The sequence below is a fragment of the Pseudomonas sp. L13 genome (assembly GCF_009935965.1).
Taxonomy (GTDB): Bacteria; Pseudomonadota; Gammaproteobacteria; order Pseudomonadales; family Pseudomonadaceae; genus Aquipseudomonas; species Aquipseudomonas lactis.
Genome location: NZ_QODJ01000051.1, coordinates 1 through 20,446 on the forward strand (window position 1 = coordinate 1; position 20,446 = coordinate 20,446).

13 protein-coding genes are annotated in these 20,446 nt (G+C 62.5%); 2 read left to right on the top strand and 11 right to left on the bottom strand.

The features are described from left to right. Nucleotides 1-100: 100 nt before the first annotated feature. The 4 genes from DK871_RS21750 to DK871_RS21765 all read right to left on the bottom strand — a co-directional run bounded on the left by DK871_RS21750 (nucleotide 101) and on the right by DK871_RS21765 (nucleotide 6,008). Nucleotides 101-694 carry a glutathione S-transferase gene (locus DK871_RS21750; RefSeq protein WP_161906583.1) on the bottom strand — a complete coding sequence of 198 codons (594 nt, stop codon included), beginning with the start codon at nucleotides 692-694 and terminating at the stop codon, nucleotides 101-103. After that, nucleotides 691-4,329: an AAA family ATPase gene (locus DK871_RS21755; protein WP_161906584.1), complete on the bottom strand. Its 3,639-nt coding sequence runs from the start codon at nucleotides 4,327-4,329 to the stop codon at nucleotides 691-693. The genes DK871_RS21750 and DK871_RS21755 overlap by 4 nt, the downstream gene beginning before the upstream one ends. Then, nucleotides 4,326-5,567: an exonuclease SbcCD subunit D C-terminal domain-containing protein gene (locus DK871_RS21760; protein ID WP_161906585.1), complete on the bottom strand. Its 1,242-nt coding sequence runs from the start codon at nucleotides 5,565-5,567 to the stop codon at nucleotides 4,326-4,328. The genes DK871_RS21755 and DK871_RS21760 overlap by 4 nt, the downstream gene beginning before the upstream one ends. Nucleotides 5,568-5,756: 189 nt before the next feature. Continuing rightward, the gene (locus DK871_RS21765; protein WP_078467520.1) at nucleotides 5,757-6,008 is read right to left on the bottom strand and encodes a DUF6124 family protein; all 252 of its coding nucleotides are present in this window, start codon (nucleotides 6,006-6,008) and stop codon (nucleotides 5,757-5,759) included. Between the two features lie 557 nt (nucleotides 6,009-6,565). Here DK871_RS21765 and DK871_RS28680 point away from each other — a divergent pair. Further along, complete coding sequence (locus DK871_RS28680; protein WP_256677509.1) at nucleotides 6,566-6,883, top strand: hypothetical protein; 318 nt, start codon at nucleotides 6,566-6,568, stop codon at nucleotides 6,881-6,883. 187 nt (nucleotides 6,884-7,070) lie between these two features. Here DK871_RS28680 and DK871_RS21775 read toward each other — a convergent pair whose 3' ends face one another. From DK871_RS21775 to DK871_RS21805, 7 genes are all read right to left on the bottom strand, one after another. After that, nucleotides 7,071-8,711 carry a BatD family protein gene (locus DK871_RS21775; RefSeq protein ID WP_161906586.1) on the bottom strand — a complete coding sequence of 547 codons (1,641 nt, stop codon included), beginning with the start codon at nucleotides 8,709-8,711 and terminating at the stop codon, nucleotides 7,071-7,073. After that, entirely contained in the window at nucleotides 8,708-10,447 is a 1,740-nt protein-coding gene (locus DK871_RS21780; RefSeq protein ID WP_161906587.1) for a tetratricopeptide repeat protein, read from the bottom strand. Before DK871_RS21780 ends, DK871_RS21775 begins: the two co-directional genes overlap by 4 nt. Continuing rightward, on the bottom strand, nucleotides 10,444-11,532 hold the full coding sequence (locus DK871_RS21785; RefSeq protein WP_161906588.1) for a VWA domain-containing protein: 1,089 nt from the start codon (nucleotides 11,530-11,532) through the stop codon (nucleotides 10,444-10,446). The genes DK871_RS21780 and DK871_RS21785 overlap by 4 nt, the downstream gene beginning before the upstream one ends. Then, entirely contained in the window at nucleotides 11,525-12,019 is a 495-nt protein-coding gene (locus tag DK871_RS21790) for a DUF4381 domain-containing protein (RefSeq protein ID WP_003190798.1), read from the bottom strand. The genes DK871_RS21785 and DK871_RS21790 overlap by 8 nt, the downstream gene beginning before the upstream one ends. Beyond that, on the bottom strand, nucleotides 12,016-12,948 hold the full coding sequence (locus tag DK871_RS21795) for a DUF58 domain-containing protein (RefSeq protein ID WP_044273431.1): 933 nt from the start codon (nucleotides 12,946-12,948) through the stop codon (nucleotides 12,016-12,018). The genes DK871_RS21790 and DK871_RS21795 overlap by 4 nt, the downstream gene beginning before the upstream one ends. A gap of 5 nt (nucleotides 12,949-12,953) precedes the next feature. Further along, nucleotides 12,954-13,913 (bottom strand): MoxR family ATPase, encoded by a 960-nt coding sequence (locus tag DK871_RS21800; RefSeq protein ID WP_020301524.1) that lies wholly within the window; start codon nucleotides 13,911-13,913, stop codon nucleotides 12,954-12,956. Between the two features lie 651 nt (nucleotides 13,914-14,564). Further along, on the bottom strand, nucleotides 14,565-14,918 hold the full coding sequence (locus DK871_RS21805) for a hypothetical protein (protein ID WP_161906589.1): 354 nt from the start codon (nucleotides 14,916-14,918) through the stop codon (nucleotides 14,565-14,567). 482 nt (nucleotides 14,919-15,400) lie between these two features. Here DK871_RS21805 and DK871_RS21810 point away from each other — a divergent pair, with 482 nt between their 5' ends. Continuing rightward, nucleotides 15,401-20,269, top strand: a complete 4,869-nt coding sequence (locus DK871_RS21810) for an NAD-glutamate dehydrogenase (RefSeq protein ID WP_161906590.1) — start codon at nucleotides 15,401-15,403, stop codon at nucleotides 20,267-20,269. The last annotated feature ends 177 nt before the right edge of the window (nucleotides 20,270-20,446 follow it).

The window sequence follows — 20,446 nt, forward strand, 5'->3', positions numbered from 1 at the left end:
CGTGGTTTGACGGGGCGCCTGAGATCAAGATCACAAGCAGATCAAGATCAAGAGCGGCTCGCTTCGCATCGTGGTTACCGTCGGATGCTATAACTTGGCCTCAGGGTTTTGCCATCACCGCCATAAACAACGGTGAATCCAGAAACCGTTGCAGCCAGGCCTGCAAACGCCGATACGGCGTGCTCGCAAACCATTCCCTATCCACATGGGCAAACTGGCGTACAAACGGCATCAGCGCCGCATCTGCCAGGCTCAGGTGATCGGCGAGCAGATACTCACGGTCTGCCAGCAACGTTTCCAGTTTTTGCAAGAACACCTCACCCTCGGCCCGATAGTGTTCCATCGGTTGCTCCGGGTAGCGCTCGGCGTACTTGTATCGGTTCAGATGATGCTTGAACACCTGGTCATTCTCTTCAATCAGCGCATACACCGCCGGGTCGCCCTGTAGCCGCCAGTTATCAGGGTCGTGCTGCGCCAGTGCCCACTCCATGATCTGCAGGCTTTCTTCGATCACGCGACCTTCGATGGCCAACACCGGCACCGTGCCCTTGGGCGACAGCGCGAGCATCTCGGCTGGCTTGGCTTTCAAGCTGACTTCGACAATGCTCACCGCCACGCCGGAATAACGCAGCGCCAACCGCGCGCGCATTGCATAGGGGCAGCGCCGGAACGAATACAGCAGCGCTTCGCTCACTTGACCTCCAACGTGCTCAGGCCATTGCCCTGGCGCTGGACCTGGATCTGCACCGGGATGCGTTCATGCATTTCCTGTACATGGGAGATCACCGCCACTTTGCGGCCCTGGGCTTGCAAGCCGTCCAGGGCGTCCATTGCCAGTTGCAATGACTCGGGATCGAGGCTGCCAAAGCCTTCATCGATAAACAGCGACTCGATCTTCAAGGTGCTCGACGCCATCGACGCCAGCCCCAACGCCAGTGCCAACGACACCAGGAAGGTTTCGCCACCGGACAGCGAGTGCACCGAGCGCAGTTCATCGCCCATCTCTGTGTCCATGACCAACAGCCCAAGCATGCTGCCACCGCGTTTAAGCCGGTAGCGGCGCACCAGTTGGCGCAGTTGCACATTGGCATGGTGCACCAGCAAGTCGAGGTTGTAGGCCTGGGCGATCTTGCGGAAGGTATCGCCCGTGGCCGAGCCGATCAGCGCATTCAGGCGGGCCCAGCGCTGCCACTGCTCATAAGCTTTGGCGATTTGTTCGGCCAGGGCCTGGTTGGCATTCTGGCGACGCTGGTCTTCGGACTGGCGTGCGCGCAGTTCGGCGCAGTGTTTTTCACCGTCGAGCAGTTGCTGGTTAAGCGTTGCCAGGGTGGCGTCCAGTTGCTCGGCCTCCAGGTTGCCGTTGTGCAGGGCCTGGTGTTCGGCCAGGCGCTGTTCGCGCTCGTGCAGCAGAACCTTGGCTTGCTCGACGGCCTTTTCGCTGCTGTGCAGGTGCTGGCGCAACTGCGCGACTTGGGCCTCATCAAAGGCCAACAGGCGTGCCAGGCCCTGATCATCCAGTTCTGGGTGCAGGGCGCGCCATTCGCCGATGCGCGTCGCAAGAACTTGCTGTTCCGCCTCCAATGCCTGCTGGCGTTGCTGCTGGGCCTTGAGGTCGGCGGCCAGCTGTACCTGGGCCGTGTGCACGGCGTGCAGTTCCTGGTTGGCGTCGGCCTCGCTCTGGCGGGACTGGGTGACGGCTTGTTCCAGTTGCTGTTGCCAGTGTTCGGCGCTGGGATGGTCCCCTAGCAAGGCGCGGAGTTTTTCCTGGACGGCGTGTTGCTGGTCGGCCAGCTCGGCGACTTGCAGATTCAAGGCGTCGAGTTGCTGCTGACGATGCTGTTGGTGAGTGCGTTGTTTCTCGATGGCCTGTTGGCGCTCCTGCTGCTCGGCCTGCTCATCGCGTTGATGGCCCAACTGCTCAAGGCGCTGGCTGACCTGCTGGTCGAGCTGCATGAAGGTCGCCGCAGGCGCGCTGCGCAAACCCTCCAGCGTCTCGGCGGGCAACAGGCTGGCGAAGGCGCTGAGTTCTGCCTCCAGGCGTTCGCGGTCGCCGGCCAGCTGCCGTTGTTGGTCCACCAGCAGTTGACGGGCTTGCTGGCTGGCGTCCTGGGCGGCTTGCACTTGTTGCTGCAAGCGCCCGGCGTTCTGTTGCAGGTTGAGCAGGGCGCCCTGGCGTTGTTCGTCCTGGCTGATGCTTTGGGTCAATTGGGCCAGTTGCTGGGCCAGCCAAGGGCTGCGCTTGTCGACGTCCTGGTTGAATAGCGAGTCGTACAGCGGATGGGCTTGCAGGCTCGGTGCCAAGCCCTGCTGCTGCGTGGTCAGCTGTTCTTGCTGTTGCAGGAATTCTTTTTGCTGAGCGATCAGGCCGCCCACTTCACCGCGCAGTTCAGTGAGTTTTTCCTTGAGGCTGTCGAGGGCTTTCTGCGCCGCGGCCTCTTCACTTTCATCATGGCGACCCAGGCTTTTCAGCAGAGCCTCGGGCTGGTGATAGGGGTGTTCGTGGCTACCGCACACAGGGCAAGGTTGGTCATCTTGCAACTGCTCGCGTAACTCCTCGACGCTGGCACTGCGGGCCAGGCGTTGGCGCTCCAGCAGTTGCTTGGTCACTGCCAGGGTTTGCTCGGCGACGGTAAGTTCGGCCTTGGTTTGCAGGCCGGTCTGGTTCAGTTGTTCGCGTTTTTGCGCGGCCTCGGCGAGCCTTTGCGTCAATGCAACGGCTTGTTGATCCAGCTGTTGCTGGCTGTCCCACAAGCGGGCCAGGTCTTCGAAGGCGCGCTGTTGCTTGCGATTGTCTTGCAGCAAGCTAGCCAGTAACTGGATTTGTTCGGCCACCGCGTGGGGTTCGGCACCGGCCTCGTGGTAGAGCAGGTCCAGGGCTTCGCGCTGCTGGGTGAACTGTTCGGCGGCGACGCTGGCGCGCTGTTCGAGTTGCCCCAGCTCGGCCTGGCCTTGGTTGAGCCGATTGCCGATCAACACCAACTGTTGCAGGCGGTCACGGTAGGCATTCCAGGCATCGCTCAGCGGCGCGAGGGCGGCGCTGTGCTCAAGCTCGGTGGCCAGGCGTTGCAGGCGCTCGGTGACTTGGGCCTGCGTGCGTTGCAAACCGTCGAGCAGGGCCTGGCCCTCGGTGCAGGCGCTTTCGTGCTGGTGTTTTTCCTCGTTGCGCTTGGCCAGTTCGCGGCTCACGTGGGCGAGGGTGTTTTGCTCCTCGATGGCCTGGCGCAGCAGGGGGGCGGCGTCGGCCTGGTTTTTCAGGGCCTCGGCCAGTGCTGCCTGGGCGGCCACTTGCTGGTGTTGCGCCTGTGCCTGGCGGGTGTGCAGGGCGGTTTGTTGCTCGAGGTGCTGGGCAATCTGTGCTGCCAGCGGCGTCAACAAGGTGCCGAGTTCTGCCTGGCGCAGGAAGTGGTGGCGTTGCGGTGCCAACTGCTCCAGCAGGCTCAGGTCCTGGCGTTGCTGACCTTGGTCGGCCCAGGTCTGCTCGTCGCGTTGCAGTTGCTCCACTGCGTGTTGATGGCGCTCCTGCCATTCACGCAGTTCCTTGAGCCAGGTGTGCTGCAACTCCAGCTGCTTGAGCTGGGCTTGTTGGGTCTTGAGCTGTTGCTGGGCTTCGGCCAACTGTTGGTCCAGCTCGGCGCGGGCTTCTGGGGCCAGGGGCACTACGCCGGTGGCTTGATCCTGTAGCTGTTTGTGGGCGTCCTTGGCCTCTTTGGCCTTGTCGAACGCACGGCGGCCGAGCTGGGTGTACAGCGCGGTGTCGGTGAGCTTTTCCAGCAGTTCGCTGCGCTCATTGTCATTGGCCTTGAGGAAGGCGCTGAACTCGCTTTGCGCCAGCAGCACCGCACGGGTGAACTGCTCGAAGTTCAGGCCCAGGGCCAATTCCAGCTGGGTCTTGTACTCGGTTTTCTGGCTGGCCAGCAGTTGGTCGCTGTCCAGGTCGATCAGGCTTTGCCGGCTGTTCTGCAACTTGCCGCTGGCTTTGTCACGGGCGCGGTTGGCTTCCCAGCGGGCACGGTAGCGACGGCCACTGACACCGACAAAATCCACCTCGGCATAGCCGCCGCCGGTGCCGCGTCGAATCAGGGTGCGCGGGTCGCCGATGGAAATATCCGTGTCGGCATCCGGCATCTTGGCCTGGCCGGTATCACCCAGGCGCGGCACCGCGCCAAACAGTGCCAGGCACAACGCATCGAGCAGGGTGCTTTTACCCGCGCCCGTCGGCCCGGTGATGGCGAACAGGCCCGCACTGGCCAGCGGCTCAGCGGTAAAGTCGATTTCGAACGGGCCGGCCAGGGAGGCGAGGTTTTTCAAGCGGATGGCGAGGATCTTCATGGCTGTTCGCCCTCCTGTTGTACTTCCTGGAGCAGCACGGCGAAGTCCTTCAAGGTCTGTTCATCCACTTCACTGCCGTAGCTGTCCTGCCAGGCGCGGCTGAACAGTTCCTGGGGCGTGAGCTGGTCGAGCTCGATCAGTTGCGCATCGTCTGCCTCTGCGCTGCCACCCGTGCCGGCGTATTCGGCGGCGATACGCACCAGGCGCACGGCCTTGCCTTGCAACGCGGTTTCGATCTGTTGGCGCAGGTCTGGTTGCGGCTCGTCGAGGCGCACGCGCACTTCCAGCCAAGGGTGGCGCTGGGTTTCGGCGAGCAGGTCGATATCGGGCAGCTCACCGAGTTGCTTGAGAATATCGGCCAGGGGCGCGGCTTCCAGGCGTTGCAGGTTGACGGAGCGGGGAATCAGGATCGGTTCGCAGCCCACCAGCCTTTCGCCCTGGAACGTCACGTCGAGAATCTGATGCTTGTAGCCGATTTCGGAGAACGACAGGGGAATTGGCGAGCCACTGTAGCGAATGCGCTCCTCACCATTGACCTTTTGCGGCTTGTGCAGATGGCCGAGGGCCACATACGCCACGCTTCGGTCGAACAATGAGGCGGGCAGCGCCTCGGCATTGCCGATGATCAGGCTGCGTTCGGAGTCTTCGGATACCGACCCACCGGCCATGTGCGCATGGCTGATGGCTATCAACGCCTGGCCTTTGTTGCGCTTGGCATTGGCCGCCGCGATCAGCCATTCATGCACTTGGCCGATGCCGCGCAGGTAATCATCGCCCAACTGTGCGCCGGTGACTTCCGCCGGGCGCAGGAAGGGCAGCGCCAGGCACCAGGCGGCGATCTTGCCTTTGGCATTGGGCAATGGAATTAGCAGGCGGTCGGCATCCAGTTGCCCGTCATCCAGCCACAACACCCGGCCCAGGGCATGGGTGCGCAGGCGGCGCATCAGCGGGGCGGGCAACTCAATGCGCGAGCCGGAGTCATGGTTGCCGGCGATCATCACAATGGTCAGTGTCGGCTGTTGTTCGTGGGCGCTGATGATGAAGTCATACAAGCGCTCCTGGGCCTTGAGCGGCGGGTTGACCGTGTCGAAGATATCGCCGGCGATCAACAGCACATCCGGGCGCTGGGCCTTGAGTTGGCCCAGCAGCCATTCAAGGAAACAGGCGTGTTCGAAGTCGCGTTCCTGGCCGTGGAGGTTTTGGCCCAAGTGCCAGTCGGAGGTATGAAACAGACGCAAGGCGAACTCCGTGGAGAAGATGAAAAGGAGGGGAGTTTACCTGTAAAAGTGCGCGCGGACTCATGGCCGACGCGATGGTTATTTGTAGGAGCGAGCTTGCTCGCGAAAAACGTCAACGATAACGCGCGCTTCCTGAATAAACGCGGCGCCTGTGAGTTTTTCGCGAGCAAGCTCGCTCCTACACAGGGGTTATGGGGTGTTAGTGGGGTTGGGTTGCAGGCAATCCAGCGCACGGTCGGCGAGGGTGCGGGCCATGTCGATCAGGTGAGCGGTGGAACAGGCCATGTCGCGCTGGGTGCCTTTGAGGCCTTCGGCGGTTTCGGTGGCCGTGGTGGCGGCGCAGCGCAGTAGCGAAGAGATGCTGGCGATGGCGTCTTCGAAACTCAGGTCTTCGTGGGCGACGAAAATCGGAAAGGGTGGGTCGGGGACGATTTTGCTCATGGGTGAAGCTCCTGCTTGGTTTGGGAGCCATTCTTTTGCCGATCTCACACGTCAAAAGGTGGCAGCTATGTGCGGGGTGAGATACCGGAAAACAGGACCCGGCCAGACCGAAGTCTGCCCGCACACAGCCGCCATTGACGGTTGTAGCGCATTGCGCCTGCTAATAACGGGATCTCACACCCGATCGCTGATAGGCAGCGACGAAGCGAAGGCTAGCCAGCGAAATGAGCAGGCGCAAGGCCAAAGGATTGTCTAGGAAACGTCCTGCAAATTAAAGGGATATGGATTGCTGGCCTTTAACAATGCATGTCGAGCAGTCGGTGATGAATGGAACGGCAGGTTGAGTAACGACCACCCACAAGGTGGATTTTTCAATCAATCCCTGAATGAATCAGAGGCCCACCATGTCATTTTCAATAAACCCATCTTCCACTAGCGCTTTCACCGCTCTACCCGAGCAACCGGATGCTGACAGTCGCTCAACCCAAGCTAGCCATCGACAGGCACGAAACGCTGAAACCGAGGCCAGCGCCCCCGACACGCGCCCGTACGCAAGCGTGACTGACCGGCAACTGATAGGGCTGATCCGCGACCATTTCCGCGAGTTCGCCGCTGGCGCGACAGACAGCTATGTGAACTTCAACGAGCTGAGGGAGGCCGCCGGCCTGATAGCCACCGACAGGACATTTTCACCAGAGGCCCACCACGCGGCCAAGGAGTTACTCTCACGCCCAAAACTGCTGCGTAAGCTGGATATCGGCGTTAGCTTCTTCGGTGGCCCCGGCAAGGAGGATGGCCGGTTCGATATGGATAATCTGAACTATCTGTACAAATTCCCCCATCGTGAATGGAAGGTGCCGCGTCGTAATCACTAAGTGCAGGCAGGCGTCCGAGCAGGCTGGCAAGCCCCAATGCCAGTCAGTTAAGGTTTTTTTGTAGGAGCGAGCTTGCTCGCGAAAAACCCACAGACGCCGCGTTCATTCAGCAAGCACGCGTTATCGTTGACGTTTTTCGCGAGCAAGCTCGCTCCTACAGGGTTTTGTGGTGTTGGTTGAGGCTGGGTTATTTGGGGTAGAGCGGCGGCAAGCTGGTGGTGTCGGTGGCCGGGTCTTGCTCGCGTTCGGCCACGGGGATGGCCTTGATCGCGCGCCACAGGTCGTCACCCAACCAGTATTGGCCGCTTTCGCTGTACAGCGCACCATTCAACCCGTCCAGGGCATCCGACAACGGCACAAACCGTGCGGCCATGTCGGCCAGGGTTTCCGGTTGTTGCCTTGCCCAGGCGTCGAGGGCCTGGCGGGTGGCGTGGGGGTCGTTGGCCTGGGTGGCGCGCTTGAGGTCGTCGAGCAGGGTGCGTGGGCTGGGGCCGGTTTGGGCGGCGCGTTGCACGGCCGGTTGCCGGCGTGCGCGCCACCATAGGCCAAAGCCCAGCAGGGTGGTGCAGGCCAGCATCAGTGTGCTCAGTTGCCATAGCCACAGGCGGTCATCGTCCGGCGCGGTGATGATGGTCGGTGTGGCCGGGGCGTCTACCACCAGGCTGGGGTTCACCGCCACGTGCACGGTGCGCGCCGGCAGGCTGGTGCGTTCCAGGTGATCTTCGTGGGTGTTCCACCACACCACTTCCACGGCGGGCAGTTCCAGCTCGCCGGCGCGGGTCGGCACCAGGGCTTCGCGGTCTTCACGGCTGCCGGTCAGGCCGCGGTCGCTGGTGCGGTTAGCCATCACCGGTTGGTCGGGGTAGCGGCGCAGGCCGTTGACCTCGGTGCCGGGCAGCGCTGGCAGCTGTGCGCTGGACAGGCCTTCGGCCTCCACGGTGAGGCTGCGGGTCAGGGAATCGCCGACTTGCACGTGGTCCGGCGTGGGGTTCCAGCCTTCGCTCAAGCTCAGGCTGCGCGCGGGCAGCCAGGGGGCGTCGGCGGGGTAGGCGTCCGGTTTGGGTTTGACCGTCAAGGGCAAGGGTGCGGAGCTGACGTGAATCATCTTGCCCGGCTTGGTGCCCTGCAAGGTGTTCTGCTGGGGCGGTCGCGATTCCACCAGGGTGGCGCTGAAGGTCTGTGCCGGAATCACCACGGCGCCGCTGTGTTGCGGGTAGAGGGCGTAGCGGGTTTCGATCACGCCATGGCGGATGCTGTTGATGACCTTCTCATAGGTGCGTGATTCGCCCAGTTGTTCGACACGTGCGTCCGGTATCTGCAAAGGCGTGAGGCTGCTGTCGTCATACAGCGACACCGAGTGGTACACGCGAACGGTCAACAGGGCCTGGGCTTGCACGTATACGCTGGTCTGGTCGAGGTTGGCTTCGATGAACACCGGGGCCAGTTCAGCGCTGATGTTCTGGCTGGCGCTTTCCACCACTTGCAGGGTGATCGGCTGGGTCTTGAGTGCGCCCACTTGCAGCGGTGGGATGACGACGTTGCCGTTCACCTTGGGCAGCAGGGTGATGATCCAGCGGGTAGTTGCGTGGTTGTCGCCGTCCAGTGTGGTGAGTTGGTTGATCTGGCGGGTGCCGCTGACTTCGAACTGCGCGTCCAGGGGCGACAAGTCCGGTTTGCCGAACTGGGTCACATCACTCGATTGCACCGTCAGCTCCACCGTTTCCCCGGAATTGAGGCGGCTGCGGTCTACGCTCGCGACGAGGTCCGCCGCCTGGGCGTGGCCTGCCGACAACGCGAGCAGGAGCAAAAGGGTGGTGCGGCGGCTCATCGAGTGGTGTCCTGATGTTGTTGCTGTTCGTACCAGAATTTGCGGCGCAACAGCTCGCCGGGGTTGTCCGGGATCTCCTGCAACCATTGCTCCAGCGCTTGGCGGCGCTCGCCTTCAAGCCGCGTATCGGCAGGGCGCAGTGGCGGCGTGGTGGTTTGCTCGTCGCCCAGTTCGCTGCCTGGCACTTCATTACCGCCAGGCTGTGGCGTGGCGGCTGTCTGAGTCTCAGTGGTGCCCGCTTCGCCCTGGCCGTGGGACGATTGCTCGCCGCCCTGGGCCGTTTGTGCGCTGGCACCCGGTTGCGCAGTTTGGCTGGGTTGGGCGGTTTCGTCATCTTCGTTTTTTGCTGGCGGGTCTGGCTCGGGCTGCGCTTGCTCCTGCATCAGGGTTTCAACCAGGGCTTTGTTTTTCAGTGCCGGTTGCAAATCGGGCTGTGCTTCCAGGGCTTGTTCATAGGCATCAATGGCGGCTTCAAGCTCACCGGCCTTGGCCAAGGCATTGCCACGGTTATAGTGGGAATAGGCGTCGCTGCCTTGGGCAAACCGCTTGATGGCCTCGGCGTAATTCCCGGCCTCGTACAACGCCACGCCTTGCCACTGTGGGTCCTGAAAGTGTTCGGCGGCTTCGGCCGGGCGTTTGTGCTTGAGCAGGTACTGGCCTTGTTGGTCGGGGCGCAGCCACAGGTCCTGCAGCCCGAAGGCGTAGCTGGGTTGCGGCGCGCCCATCAGCAGCAAGGGCAGGCAGAACAGCCAGCCGCGACGCCCGGCGCACGCGGCCAGTAGCAACAACGGCAAGAGCAGCCAGTAACCCTGGTCGGCCCAGCTGTCCAGGCGCAGCCGTTGGCCGTCGTCGCGCAGGGCTTGGGCGCTGTCGAGCATGCCGAGTTGGCGCAGGTCCTTGTCATCCAGACGCGCCGCACGGTAGCGGCCGCCCATTTCGCTGGCGAACGCCTTGAGGGTCGGGCTGTCGAGACGTGGCACCAGAATCGCGCCCTGGTCGTCCTTGAGGAACTCGCCGCTTTCCTGAGTCACCGGCGTGCCTTCGCGACTGCCGATGCCGAGGATCGACAACGTCGGAGCCTGGGCACTTTGCAGTTGCAGGCGGATACCTTGGCGCTCTTGTTTGGACAGTGAGGAACCGATCAGCAGCAGGCGCCCCTGGCCGAGGCCGCCTTGCTTGAGCAACCCCAGAGCTTTTTCCACGGCCAGATCGGCTCGATGGCCGGGCTCGGGCATGATCGAGGGGCGCAGGGCTTCCAACAGGTTGCGGCTGGTGGCCAGGTCATCGGACAGCGGCACCAGGGTGTGGGCGCTGCCGGCATACACGATGATGGCTGTTTGCGCATCGGTGCGCGCTTGCAGCAAGTCATACAGCTTGCGCCGCGCCTGCTCCAGGCGGTTGGGCGGGCTGTCGGTGGCGAGCATTTGCGGGGTCAGTTCCAGCAGCACCACCAAGGGGTCGGAAGGTTTCTGGCTGGCCTGTTCAACCCGTTGCCAACTGGGGCCCAGCAACGCCAGCACGGCCAGCAGCCAGGCGATGCCGAGCACCACCCACGGCGATTTACTCTCGCGGCCATTACCACCACTGAGCAACTCGGCATGGAACGCCGGCGGCAGGATCATCTGCCAGCGCCCGGCGCGCTTTTGCCGATGCCACAGCTGCCACAGCAACCAGCCAAGCAGGGGCAGCAATAACAGCCACCAGGGGCGTAACCAGTGCGGCCACAGCGCGATCATCGACGCCTCCGCAAACGCAGGCGTTGCAGACGCTGGCGCCATTCAGGGTGTTGCTGCAAAAAGATGCCCCTGCTCGATAGCCTATTGAAGCCTCGCTGCAAGGCGTTGTTCGGCCAGCGTTCCTGGATCACCAGCAACAGGCTCAAGATCAACGCCAGGGCCAACGGGCCGCTGTACAGCGCCTGGGCCGGGCGGGCCTGGGTGGGTTGTTGCTCCACGGGTTCAAGGGTGTCGAGGGTGTCCTTGATCTTCAGCAGTTCCTCGCCGTCACGGGCGCGGAAATATTGGCCGCCGGTGGCCTCGGCCAGTGCCTTGAGCGCCGGTTCGTCGAGGTCCAGGCTAGGGTTTACGCCGAGGATTCCCAGGGAGCCGGTTTGCTCGGGGTCGGCGCCGATGCCGATCGGGTAGATTTTCACGCCTTCTTCAGCCGCCAGGCGCGCGGCGGTCAACGGGTCGATCTGCCCGGCGTTGTTGGCGCCGTCAGTGACCAGGATCAGCACGCGGCTTTGCGCCGGGCGTTGGCGCAGGCGCTTGAGGGCCAGGCCGATGGCGTCGCCGATGGCGGTGTTCTTGCCAGCAATGCCGATGCGCGCTTCATCCAGCCAGGTGCGCACGGTGCGGCGGTCAAAGGTCAGGGGCGCTTGCAGGTAGGCTTGGCTGCCGAACAGGATCAGGCCCACGCGGTCACCTTCACGCTCCTCCAGAAAGTCTCCCAGCAGGTGTTTGACCAGGGCCAGGCGGCTCACGTCTTCGTCCTGCCAATGCATATCGGGAAAGTCCATGGAGCCGGAGACGTCCACCGCCACCAGCAAATCCCGGCCGCTGGCAGCAATCGGCAAGGGTTCGCCCAGCCATTGCGGGCGGGCGGCGGCGGTCAACAGCAGCAACCACAGCACTACGAACGGGGCTTGCTGGCGCCAGCCGGGGAGGTTGACCCGGGCACGGCGGCGGGCCAGGCCTTCGAGGTCGCTGAGGTAGCTGACTTTGAGCGCCGGTTCGCCGCTGTCGGCCACAGGCAGCACCAGGCGCATGATCCACGGCAGTGGCAACAGGGCGAAGATCCACGGCCAGGCGAACTCAAACATGTTTGCGAATCCAGGTGTCGACGGCTTGGGTCAGGCCAGCGATGGCTTTGTCGTCGAGCTTGCATTCGGGCTTGTAGGCGCCTTCCACCAACACCATCCAGCGCGTCAGGCCGGCGGCGGGGCAGCGGTTGTCCAGGAAGGCCAGCCATTTGCGCCCGTTGAGGGTGTGGCTCTGGCTATAAGGGTAGTCGTTACGGCACAGACGCTTGAGCAGGCCGTTGAGTTGCTGCAACCAGGCGCCCGCAGGTGCGCCGTCATAGGGCTTGGGCATCAAAGCCAACTCGGCCAGGGCGGCGATACGCAACGGGTCCAGCGGTTGTTCGGCACGGGCCACGGGGCGGCGGGCCGGGAGGAAACGGCGCAGCCACCACAAGCCCCAACCGAGCAGGGGGATCACCAGCAGCAACAGCCACCAGCCCGGCGCAGGTGGCCAGAAGCCAATGGCGGGCGGGGCGATCAGCGGTTGCAGTTGGTCCAGGCTGCTCATGGTTTTTTTACCGGGCGTTGCGGGTTGAGGTATTCGCGCAGTTGCTCGACCATTTCACTCTGGGTGCTCAAGGGCATCAACAACAGCCGCAGTTTCTGCGCGAGCAGTTCCCAGCGGGCGATACGTGCTTCGGCCTGGGCCTTGTAGGCCTGGCGCAGGTCGATATTCAGCGTGTCCAATTCCAGTTGCGCGCCTCTTTGCGCGAAACGCAGCAGCCCGGCGGCGGGCAGGGCGTGGTCCAGCGGGTCGGAGATCGGCAATAACAGCAGGTCGCAATGGCGCGCCAACAGGCTCAGCTGTTGCTCGGCACCTTCGGTGAGGGCGCGCTCATCACAGATCACCACCACCAGGCTGCCCGGGCGCAGCACCTCGCGGCCACGGCGCAAGGCCATGCCCAGGGCGTCAGCTTCCGGCTGACGCTCGGTGTTCAGGCTCTGGTTGACCCGCACCAGCCGGTTAAGCAGTTGCAACAGGCTCTGCTTGCTGCGCCGTGGCTTGATCTCGTAGTGCTCGCTGTCGCCGAACACCAGCCCGCCCACCCGGTCGTTATGGCCCAGGGCGGCCCAACCGATCAGGCTGGCGGCCTGGGCGGCAAGCACCGACTTGAACATTTGCCCCGAGCCGAAAAACAGCCGGCAACTTTGCTCCACCATGATGAAAATCGGCCGTTCGCGCTCTTCGTGGAACAGCTTGGTATGCGGCTCCTGGGTACGCGCCGTCACGCGCCAGTCGATGGTACGCACGTCGTCGCCGGCCTGGTACACGCGCACCTGGTCGAAATCGACGCCACGCCCGCGCAGCTTGGAGTGGTGCAGGCCAACCAGCGGGCTGCGTTGGCCTGGCGTGGAGAACAACTGCACCTCACGCACGCGGTGGCGCATCTCAATCAATTCACTGAGGGTTACGCGGATGCCATCGCTTGCGTTCATCGACTTCAAGCGACGGCAACGACGTCGAGAATGCGTTGCACCACGCGGTCCTGGTCAACACCGGCGGCTTCGGCCTCGAACGACAGGATGATGCGGTGGCGCAGCACGTCGAACAGCACCGCCTGGATGTCTTCGGGGCTGACAAAATCGCGACCGGCCAGCCAGGCATGGGCGCGGGCGCAACGGTCCAGGGCGATGGAGCCCCTTGGACTGGCGCCGTAGGCGATCCACTCGGCCATTTCCGGGTCGAACTTGGCAGGGGTGCGCGTGGCCATCACCAGTTGCACCAAGTATTCCTCCACGGCATCGGCCATGTACAGGCCGAGGATTTCCTTGCGCGCGGCAAAGATGGCCTGCTGGCTGACCCGGCGCTCGGGTTTGGTTTCGCCATTGAGTGCTTCGCCACGGGCTTGCTGCAGGATACGGCGCTCGACGGCGGCGTCCGGGAAGCCGATCTTGACGTGCATCAGGAACCGGTCGAGCTGGGCTTCGGGCAGCGGGTAGGTGCCTTCCTGCTCGATGGGGTTTTGCGTGGCCATCACCAAAAACAGCGGCGACAGCTCGTAAGTGCTACGGCCCACGCTGACCTGGCGCTCGGCCATGGCCTCCAGCAAGGCCGACTGCACCTTGGCCGGGGCACGGTTGATTTCGTCCGCGAGCACCAGGTTATGAAAGATCGGCCCCTGCTGGAACACGAAGCTGCCGGTTTCCGGGCGATAGATTTCGGTGCCGGTGATATCGGCGGGCAACAGGTCGGGGGTGAACTGGATACGATGGAACTGCGCTTCGATCCCTTCGGCCAACTCCTTGATCGCCTTGGTCTTGGCCAGCCCCGGTGCGCCTTCGACCAGCATATGGCCGTCGGCAAGCAGGGCGATCAGCAGGCGATCGATGAGTTTTTCCTGGCCGAGAATCTGCGTAGAAAGAAAGGTTCGCAGCGCAAGCAGCGCTTCACGATGTTCCATCGATGACGGTTCCTGGAAAGATGAGCCTGGGTGTTGTGACAGAACACCGGGCCTGGGGCGTTTACTTTAATGCATCGCGGGGTGCGGCGACTAACGGCTTGATGGGTATTTTTAGCAAAACGCATGGGATAGTAAGCGTCTGGGCAGGTAAAGCACGGTCACTGTGGGAGCTGGCTTGCCTGCGATCCAGTCAACTCGGTGATTCAGGCACACCGAGTCGATACCTTCGCAGGCAAGCCAGCTCCCACAGTTGACCGCGCCCGGCCACACACTCCACGATGCGAAGCGAGCCGCTCTTGATCTTGCTTTTGATCTCAGGCGCCCCGTCAAACCACGCTGGCCGGAATTCGACAGGGATTTGGGGGGTAAACCGGCAGGGATGCCGGTTTAGCCGCCCCGCGCCATGGATGGCGCGTGGCGGCGGCCCCGCAAATCACTGGCGGATTACGGGCACACCGAGCCTAAGCGAGGTGCCGAGTGGTGGGGCAAGAGCGTTTTGCTTACTTTTGCGCTTTTCAAAAGTGAGCCGCTGTCAGAGCGGAACCCTAAGTGGCCGTTACCGCAGGAATGGATATGTACACGGTCCAACTGCGTTGACTGTCAGGCCGTCTTCGCAGGCAAGCCAGCTCCCATATGGGGTCTTCGATGCATTCAGATCCGAATGAAAGTGCCGGTGCCCTCGAGGATGTTCTGCAGGGTTTCCTGCACTTCGGCCATGTCTGCCGCAGCGGTGCTGTGGGTGATCTCCAACTGGTCCTTGCCGCCCAAGGCATCTGCATCGCCGGCCGCCAGTTCGATCAATAAGGTGGTGTCGCCCAACGTCACTTTCAGCCCATCGAGGGTCGAAGGCTCGTAATCCCAGGTCAGCTCCACTTCATCTTCATCCGGGTAACGGGTGAGCATGAACATTTCGCCGTTCTTGCCGTGACAGCAAAGCATGGCCATGTTGTCTTCTTCGTCGTCGCACGGAGTGGCCATCAGGGCGTCGGTTTTCAGCTGCAGCATGGGGCAATCCTGTGTGGGGGAGGGCAATTGTGCCACTGCGGCGAATTTTGTGCTTCATCCTGTGTCGGAACTTGTGCATGACCTGACGGGCCGGATCGGTCATTTCTGGTACTGATGGTGTGCAAAGTAGCAAGATTTTCTACCGAAAATCCGAGGTTGCCCAAGTTGCAACCGACACCCTGCTTACCGATGACCGAATATGTCGCAGCGTCGCAAGCAGCGTTCTTCCTACACTCGTTAAGCTGCGCAACGGATGTGCCCTGTGCCAGGCGCCTGACCTGCCCGTCGTATCGTCATCTGGCCAACGGCATGCCGTATGGAAGTTGTATGTGACCTGACTGTCCTGTCCAGCTTCACCCACCTGTCACCCTGATTCGTTTAAGGTGCTTGTCAGCACACCAGCGAACAGAGCTGACGGTCTCCCCGCAAGGGGATAACACGCGACGCTTTCATCAATAACAAGCCCAAGCGGAGTACCACAGATGGCGTTCTTCACCGCAGCCAGCAAGGCCGACTTCCAGCACCAACTGCAAGCGGCACTGGCGCAGCACATCAGCGAACAGGCACTGCCACAAGTGGCGCTGTTCGCTGAGCAATTCTTCGGCATCATTTCTCTGGACGAACTGACCCAGCGTCGCCTTTCCGACCTGGCCGGTTGCACCCTGTCTGCCTGGCGCCTGCTTGAGCGCTTTGATCACACCCAACCGCAAGTGCGTGTCTACAACCCCGATTACGAACGTCATGGCTGGCAATCGACCCACACCGCGGTCGAAGTGCTGCACCATGACCTGCCCTTTCTGGTGGACTCGGTACGCACCGAGCTGAACCGCCGTGGCTACAGCATCCATACCCTGCAAACCACCGTGCTCAGCGTGCGTCGTGGCAGCAAGGGCGAGCTGCTGGAAATCCTGCCCAAGGGCACCCAGGGCGAAGGCATCCTGCAAGAATCGCTGATGTACCTGGAGATCGACCGCTGCGCCAACGCCGCCGAACTGAACGTGCTGAGCAAAGAGCTTGAGCAGGTGCTGGGCGAAGTGCGCGTGGCCGTGGCCGATTTCGAACCGATGAAAGCCAAGGTCCAGGACCTGCTGGCCGGTATCGACGCCAGCGCGTTCGCCATCGACGGCGAAGAAAAAGCCGAGATCAAGAACTTCCTCGAATGGCTGGTGGGCAACCACTTCACCTTCCTGGGCTACGAAGAGTTCGTGGTACGTGACGAGGCGGACGGCGGTCATATCGAATATGACGCCAACTCCTTCCTCGGTCTGACCAAGCTGCTGCGCGCCGGCCTCACCGCCGAAGACCTGCGCATCGAAGACTACGCCGTGGCCTACCTGCGCGAGCCGACCGTGCTGTCGTTCGCCAAGGCCGCGCACCCAAGCCGCGTGCATCGCCCGGCCTACCCGGACTACGTATCGATCCGCGAGATCAGCGCCGACGGCAAGGTCATCAAGGAACACCGCTTCATGGGCCTGTACACCTCCTCGGTGTATGGCGAAAGCGTGCGAGTCATCCCTTACATCCGTCGCAAAGTGGCCGAGATCGAACGTCGCTCGGGCTTCCAGGCCAAGGCGCACCTGGGTAAAGAGCTTGCCCAGGTGGTTGAAGTACTGCCCCGTGACGACCTGTTCCAGACCCCGGTCGACGAGCTGTTCAGCACCGTGATGTCGATTGTGCAGATCCAGGAGCGCAACAAGATCCGCGTGTTCCTGCGCAAAGACCCGTACGGTCGTTTCTGCTACTGCCTGGCCTACGTGCCACGCGACATCTATTCCACCGAAGTGCGCCAGAAGATCCAGCAAGTGCTGATGGACCGTTTGAAGGCTTCGGACTGCGAGTTCTGGACCTTCTTCTCCGAGTCCGTGCTGGCCCGTGTGCAACTGATTCTGCGGGTTGACCCCAAGAACCGCCTGGACATCGACCCGCTGCAGCTGGAAAAAGAAGTGGTGCAGGCCTGCCGCAGCTGGCAGGACGACTACGCCAGCCTGGTAGTGGAAAGCTTCGGCGAAGCCCAGGGCACCAACGTGCTGGCGGACTTCCCCAAAGGCTTCCCGGCCGGCTACCGCGAGCGTTTCGCCGCGCATTCGGCTGTGGTCGACATGCAGCACCTCAACAGCCTGACCGAAGCCAACCCGTTGGTGATGAGCTTCTATCAGCCGCTGGGCCAGGTCTCCGGCCAGCGCGAACTGCATTGCAAGCTCTACCACGCTGACACCCCGCTGGCGCTGTCCGACGTGCTGCCGATTCTGGAAAACCTCGGCCTGCGTGTGCTGGGCGAGTTCCCGTATCGCCTGCGTCACGCCAATGGCCGTGAGTTCTGGATCCATGACTTTGCGTTCATCGCCGCCGAAGGCGTGAACCTGGATATCCAGCAGCTCAACGACACCCTGCAGGATGCGTTCGTGCACATCGTGCATGGCGATGCCGAGAACGATGCGTTCAACCGCCTGGTCCTCACCGCCGGCCTGCCATGGCGCGACGTGGCGCTGCTGCGTGCCTATGCCCGTTACCTGAAGCAGATTCGCCTGGGCTTCGACCTGGGTTACATCGCCAGCACCCTGAACAACCACACCGACATCGCCCGCGAGTTGACAAGGTTGTTCAAGACCCGCTTCTACCTGGCGCGCAAGCTCACTGCCGACGACCTGGAAGACAAGCAGCAACGCCTGGAGCAAGCGATCCTCAGCGCCCTGGACGACGTCCAGGTGCTCAACGAAGACCGCATCCTGCGTCGCTACCTGGACCTGATCAAGGCCACCCTGCGTACCAACTTCTACCAGACCGATGCCAACGGCCAGAACAAGTCGTACTTCAGCTTCAAGTTCGACCCGCGTGCCATCCCCGAGCTGCCCAAGCCCGTGCCGAAGTTTGAAATCTTCGTGTACTCGCCACGGGTCGAAGGCGTGCACCTGCGCTTTGGTAACGTGGCCCGTGGCGGCCTGCGCTGGTCCGACCGTGAAGAAGACTTCCGCACCGAAGTGCTCGGCCTGGTAAAAGCCCAGCAAGTGAAGAACTCGGTGATCGTGCCGGTGGGCGCCAAGGGCGGCTTCCTGCCGCGTCGCCTGCCATTGGGCGGCAGCCGGGACGAGATCGCGGCCGAAGGCATCGCCTGCTACCGCATCTTCATCTCTGGCCTGTTGGACATCACCGACAACCTGAAAGACGGCGCCCTGGTGCCGCCGGCCAACGTCGTGCGCCATGACGACGATGACCCGTACCTGGTGGTGGCGGCGGACAAGGGCACTGCGACCTTCTCCGACATCGCCAACGGCATTGCCATCGACTACGGCTTCTGGCTGGGCGATGCGTTCGCTTCCGGTGGTTCGGCCGGCTACGACCACAAGAAAATGGGTATCACCGCCAAGGGCGCGTGGGTGGGTGTACAGCGTCACTTCCGTGAGCGCGGCATCAATGTGCAGGAAGACAGCATCACCGTGGTGGGCGTCGGCGATATGGCCGGTGACGTGTTCGGTAACGGCTTGTTGATGTCGGACACACTGCAACTGGTCGCAGCGTTCAACCACCTGCATATCTTCATCGACCCGAACCCTAACCCGGCCACCAGCTTCGTCGAGCGCAAGCGCTTGTTCGAGCTGCCGCGTTCGGCCTGGACCGACTACGACACCAGCATCATGTCCGAAGGTGGCGGTATCTTCTCGCGCAGCGCGAAGAGCATTGCCATCTCGCCACAGATGAAAGAACGCTTCGACATCCAGGCCGACAAGCTGACCCCGACCGAACTGCTCAACGCCTTGCTCAAGGCGCCGGTGGACCTGTTGTGGAACGGCGGTATCGGTACTTACGTCAAGGCCAGTACCGAGAGCCATGCCGACGTGGGCGACAAGGCCAACGACGCACTGCGCGTCAATGGCAACGAGCTGCGCTGCAAGGTAGTGGGCGAGGGCGGTAACCTGGGCATGACCCAGCTGGGCCGGGTGGAATTCGGCCTCAATGGCGGCGGTTCCAACACCGACTTCATCGACAACGCCGGTGGCGTGGATTGCTCCGACCACGAAGTGAACATCAAGATCCTGCTCAACGAAGTGGTGCAGGCCGGTGACATGACCGACAAGCAGCGCAACCAGCTGCTGGCGAGCATGACCGACGAAGTCGGCAACCTGGTGTTGGGCAACAACTACAAGCAGACCCAGGCCCTGTCCCTGGCCGCGCGCAAGGCTTATGAGCGTGCTGCCGAGTACAAGCGCCTGATGAGCGACCTGGAAGGCCGTGGCAAGCTGGACCGTGCCATCGAGTACCTGCCGACCGAAGAGCAGCTCACCGAGCGCGCCTCCACTGGCAAGGGCCTGACCCGTCCGGAATTGTCGGTGCTGATCTCCTACAGCAAGATCGACCTCAAGGAAGCGTTGCTCAAGTCGCTGGTACCGGATGACGAGTACCTGACCCGCGACATGGAGACCGCGTTCCCACCGAGCCTGGTGGCCAAGTTCGGCGAAGCCATGCGTCGCCATCGCCTGAAGCGCGAGATCGTCAGCACCCAGATCGCCAACGACCTGGTCAACCACATGGGCATCACCTTCGTTCAACGACTCAAAGAGTCGACCGGCATGAGCCCGGCGAACGTGGCGGGCGCGTATGTGATCGTGCGGGACATCTTCCATCTTCCGCACTGGTTCCGTCAGATTGAAGCCCTGGACCACCAGGTTTCCGCTGACGTGCAACTGGAGCTGATGGATGAACTGATGCGCCTGGGCCGTCGCGCTACGCGCTGGTTCCTGCGCAGCCGTCGCAACGAGCAAGACGCCGGGCGTGACACCGCGCACTTCGGTCCGCACCTGGCCGCGCTGGGCCTCAAGCTCGACGAACTGTTGGAAGGCCCGACCCGCGAAGGCTGGCAGAACCGCTACCAGGCCTACACCCAGGCCGGCGTACCGGAGCTGTTGGCGCGCATGGTTGCAGGTACTACCCACCTGTACACCTTGCTGCCGATCATCGAAGCCGCCGACGTGACCGGGCATGACGCCGCCGAAGTGGCCAAGGCCTACTTCGCCGTTGGCAGTGCCCTGGACCTGCCGTGGTACCTGCAGCAGATCAGCGATCTGCCAGTGGCCAACAACTGGCAGGCCCAGGCCCGCGAAGCCTTCCGCGACGACGTGGACTGGCAGCAACGGGCGATCACCATTTCGGTCCTGCAAATGGCCGATGCGCCACAAGACATGGAAGCCCGCGTGGCCCTGTGGCTTGAGCAGCACCAGGACATGGCGGATCGCTGGCGCGCGATGATGGTGGAAATTCGTGCTGCAGTGGGCACGGACTACGCCATGTACGCGGTGGCCAACCGTGAGTTGCTGGACCTGGCGTTGAGTGGCCAGTCGGTGTTGCAACCGGCTTGATGCCTCGCTAAACCAAAAGCCCCCGCATCGTGAGATGCGGGGGCTTTTTTATTTGATCTGGAATGCGATCAATGTGGGAGCTGGTTTGCCACCTTCTGTAGGAGCGAGCTTGCTCGCGAAAAACGTCAACGATAACGCGTGCTTGCTGAATGAACGCGGCGCCTGTGAGCTTTTCGC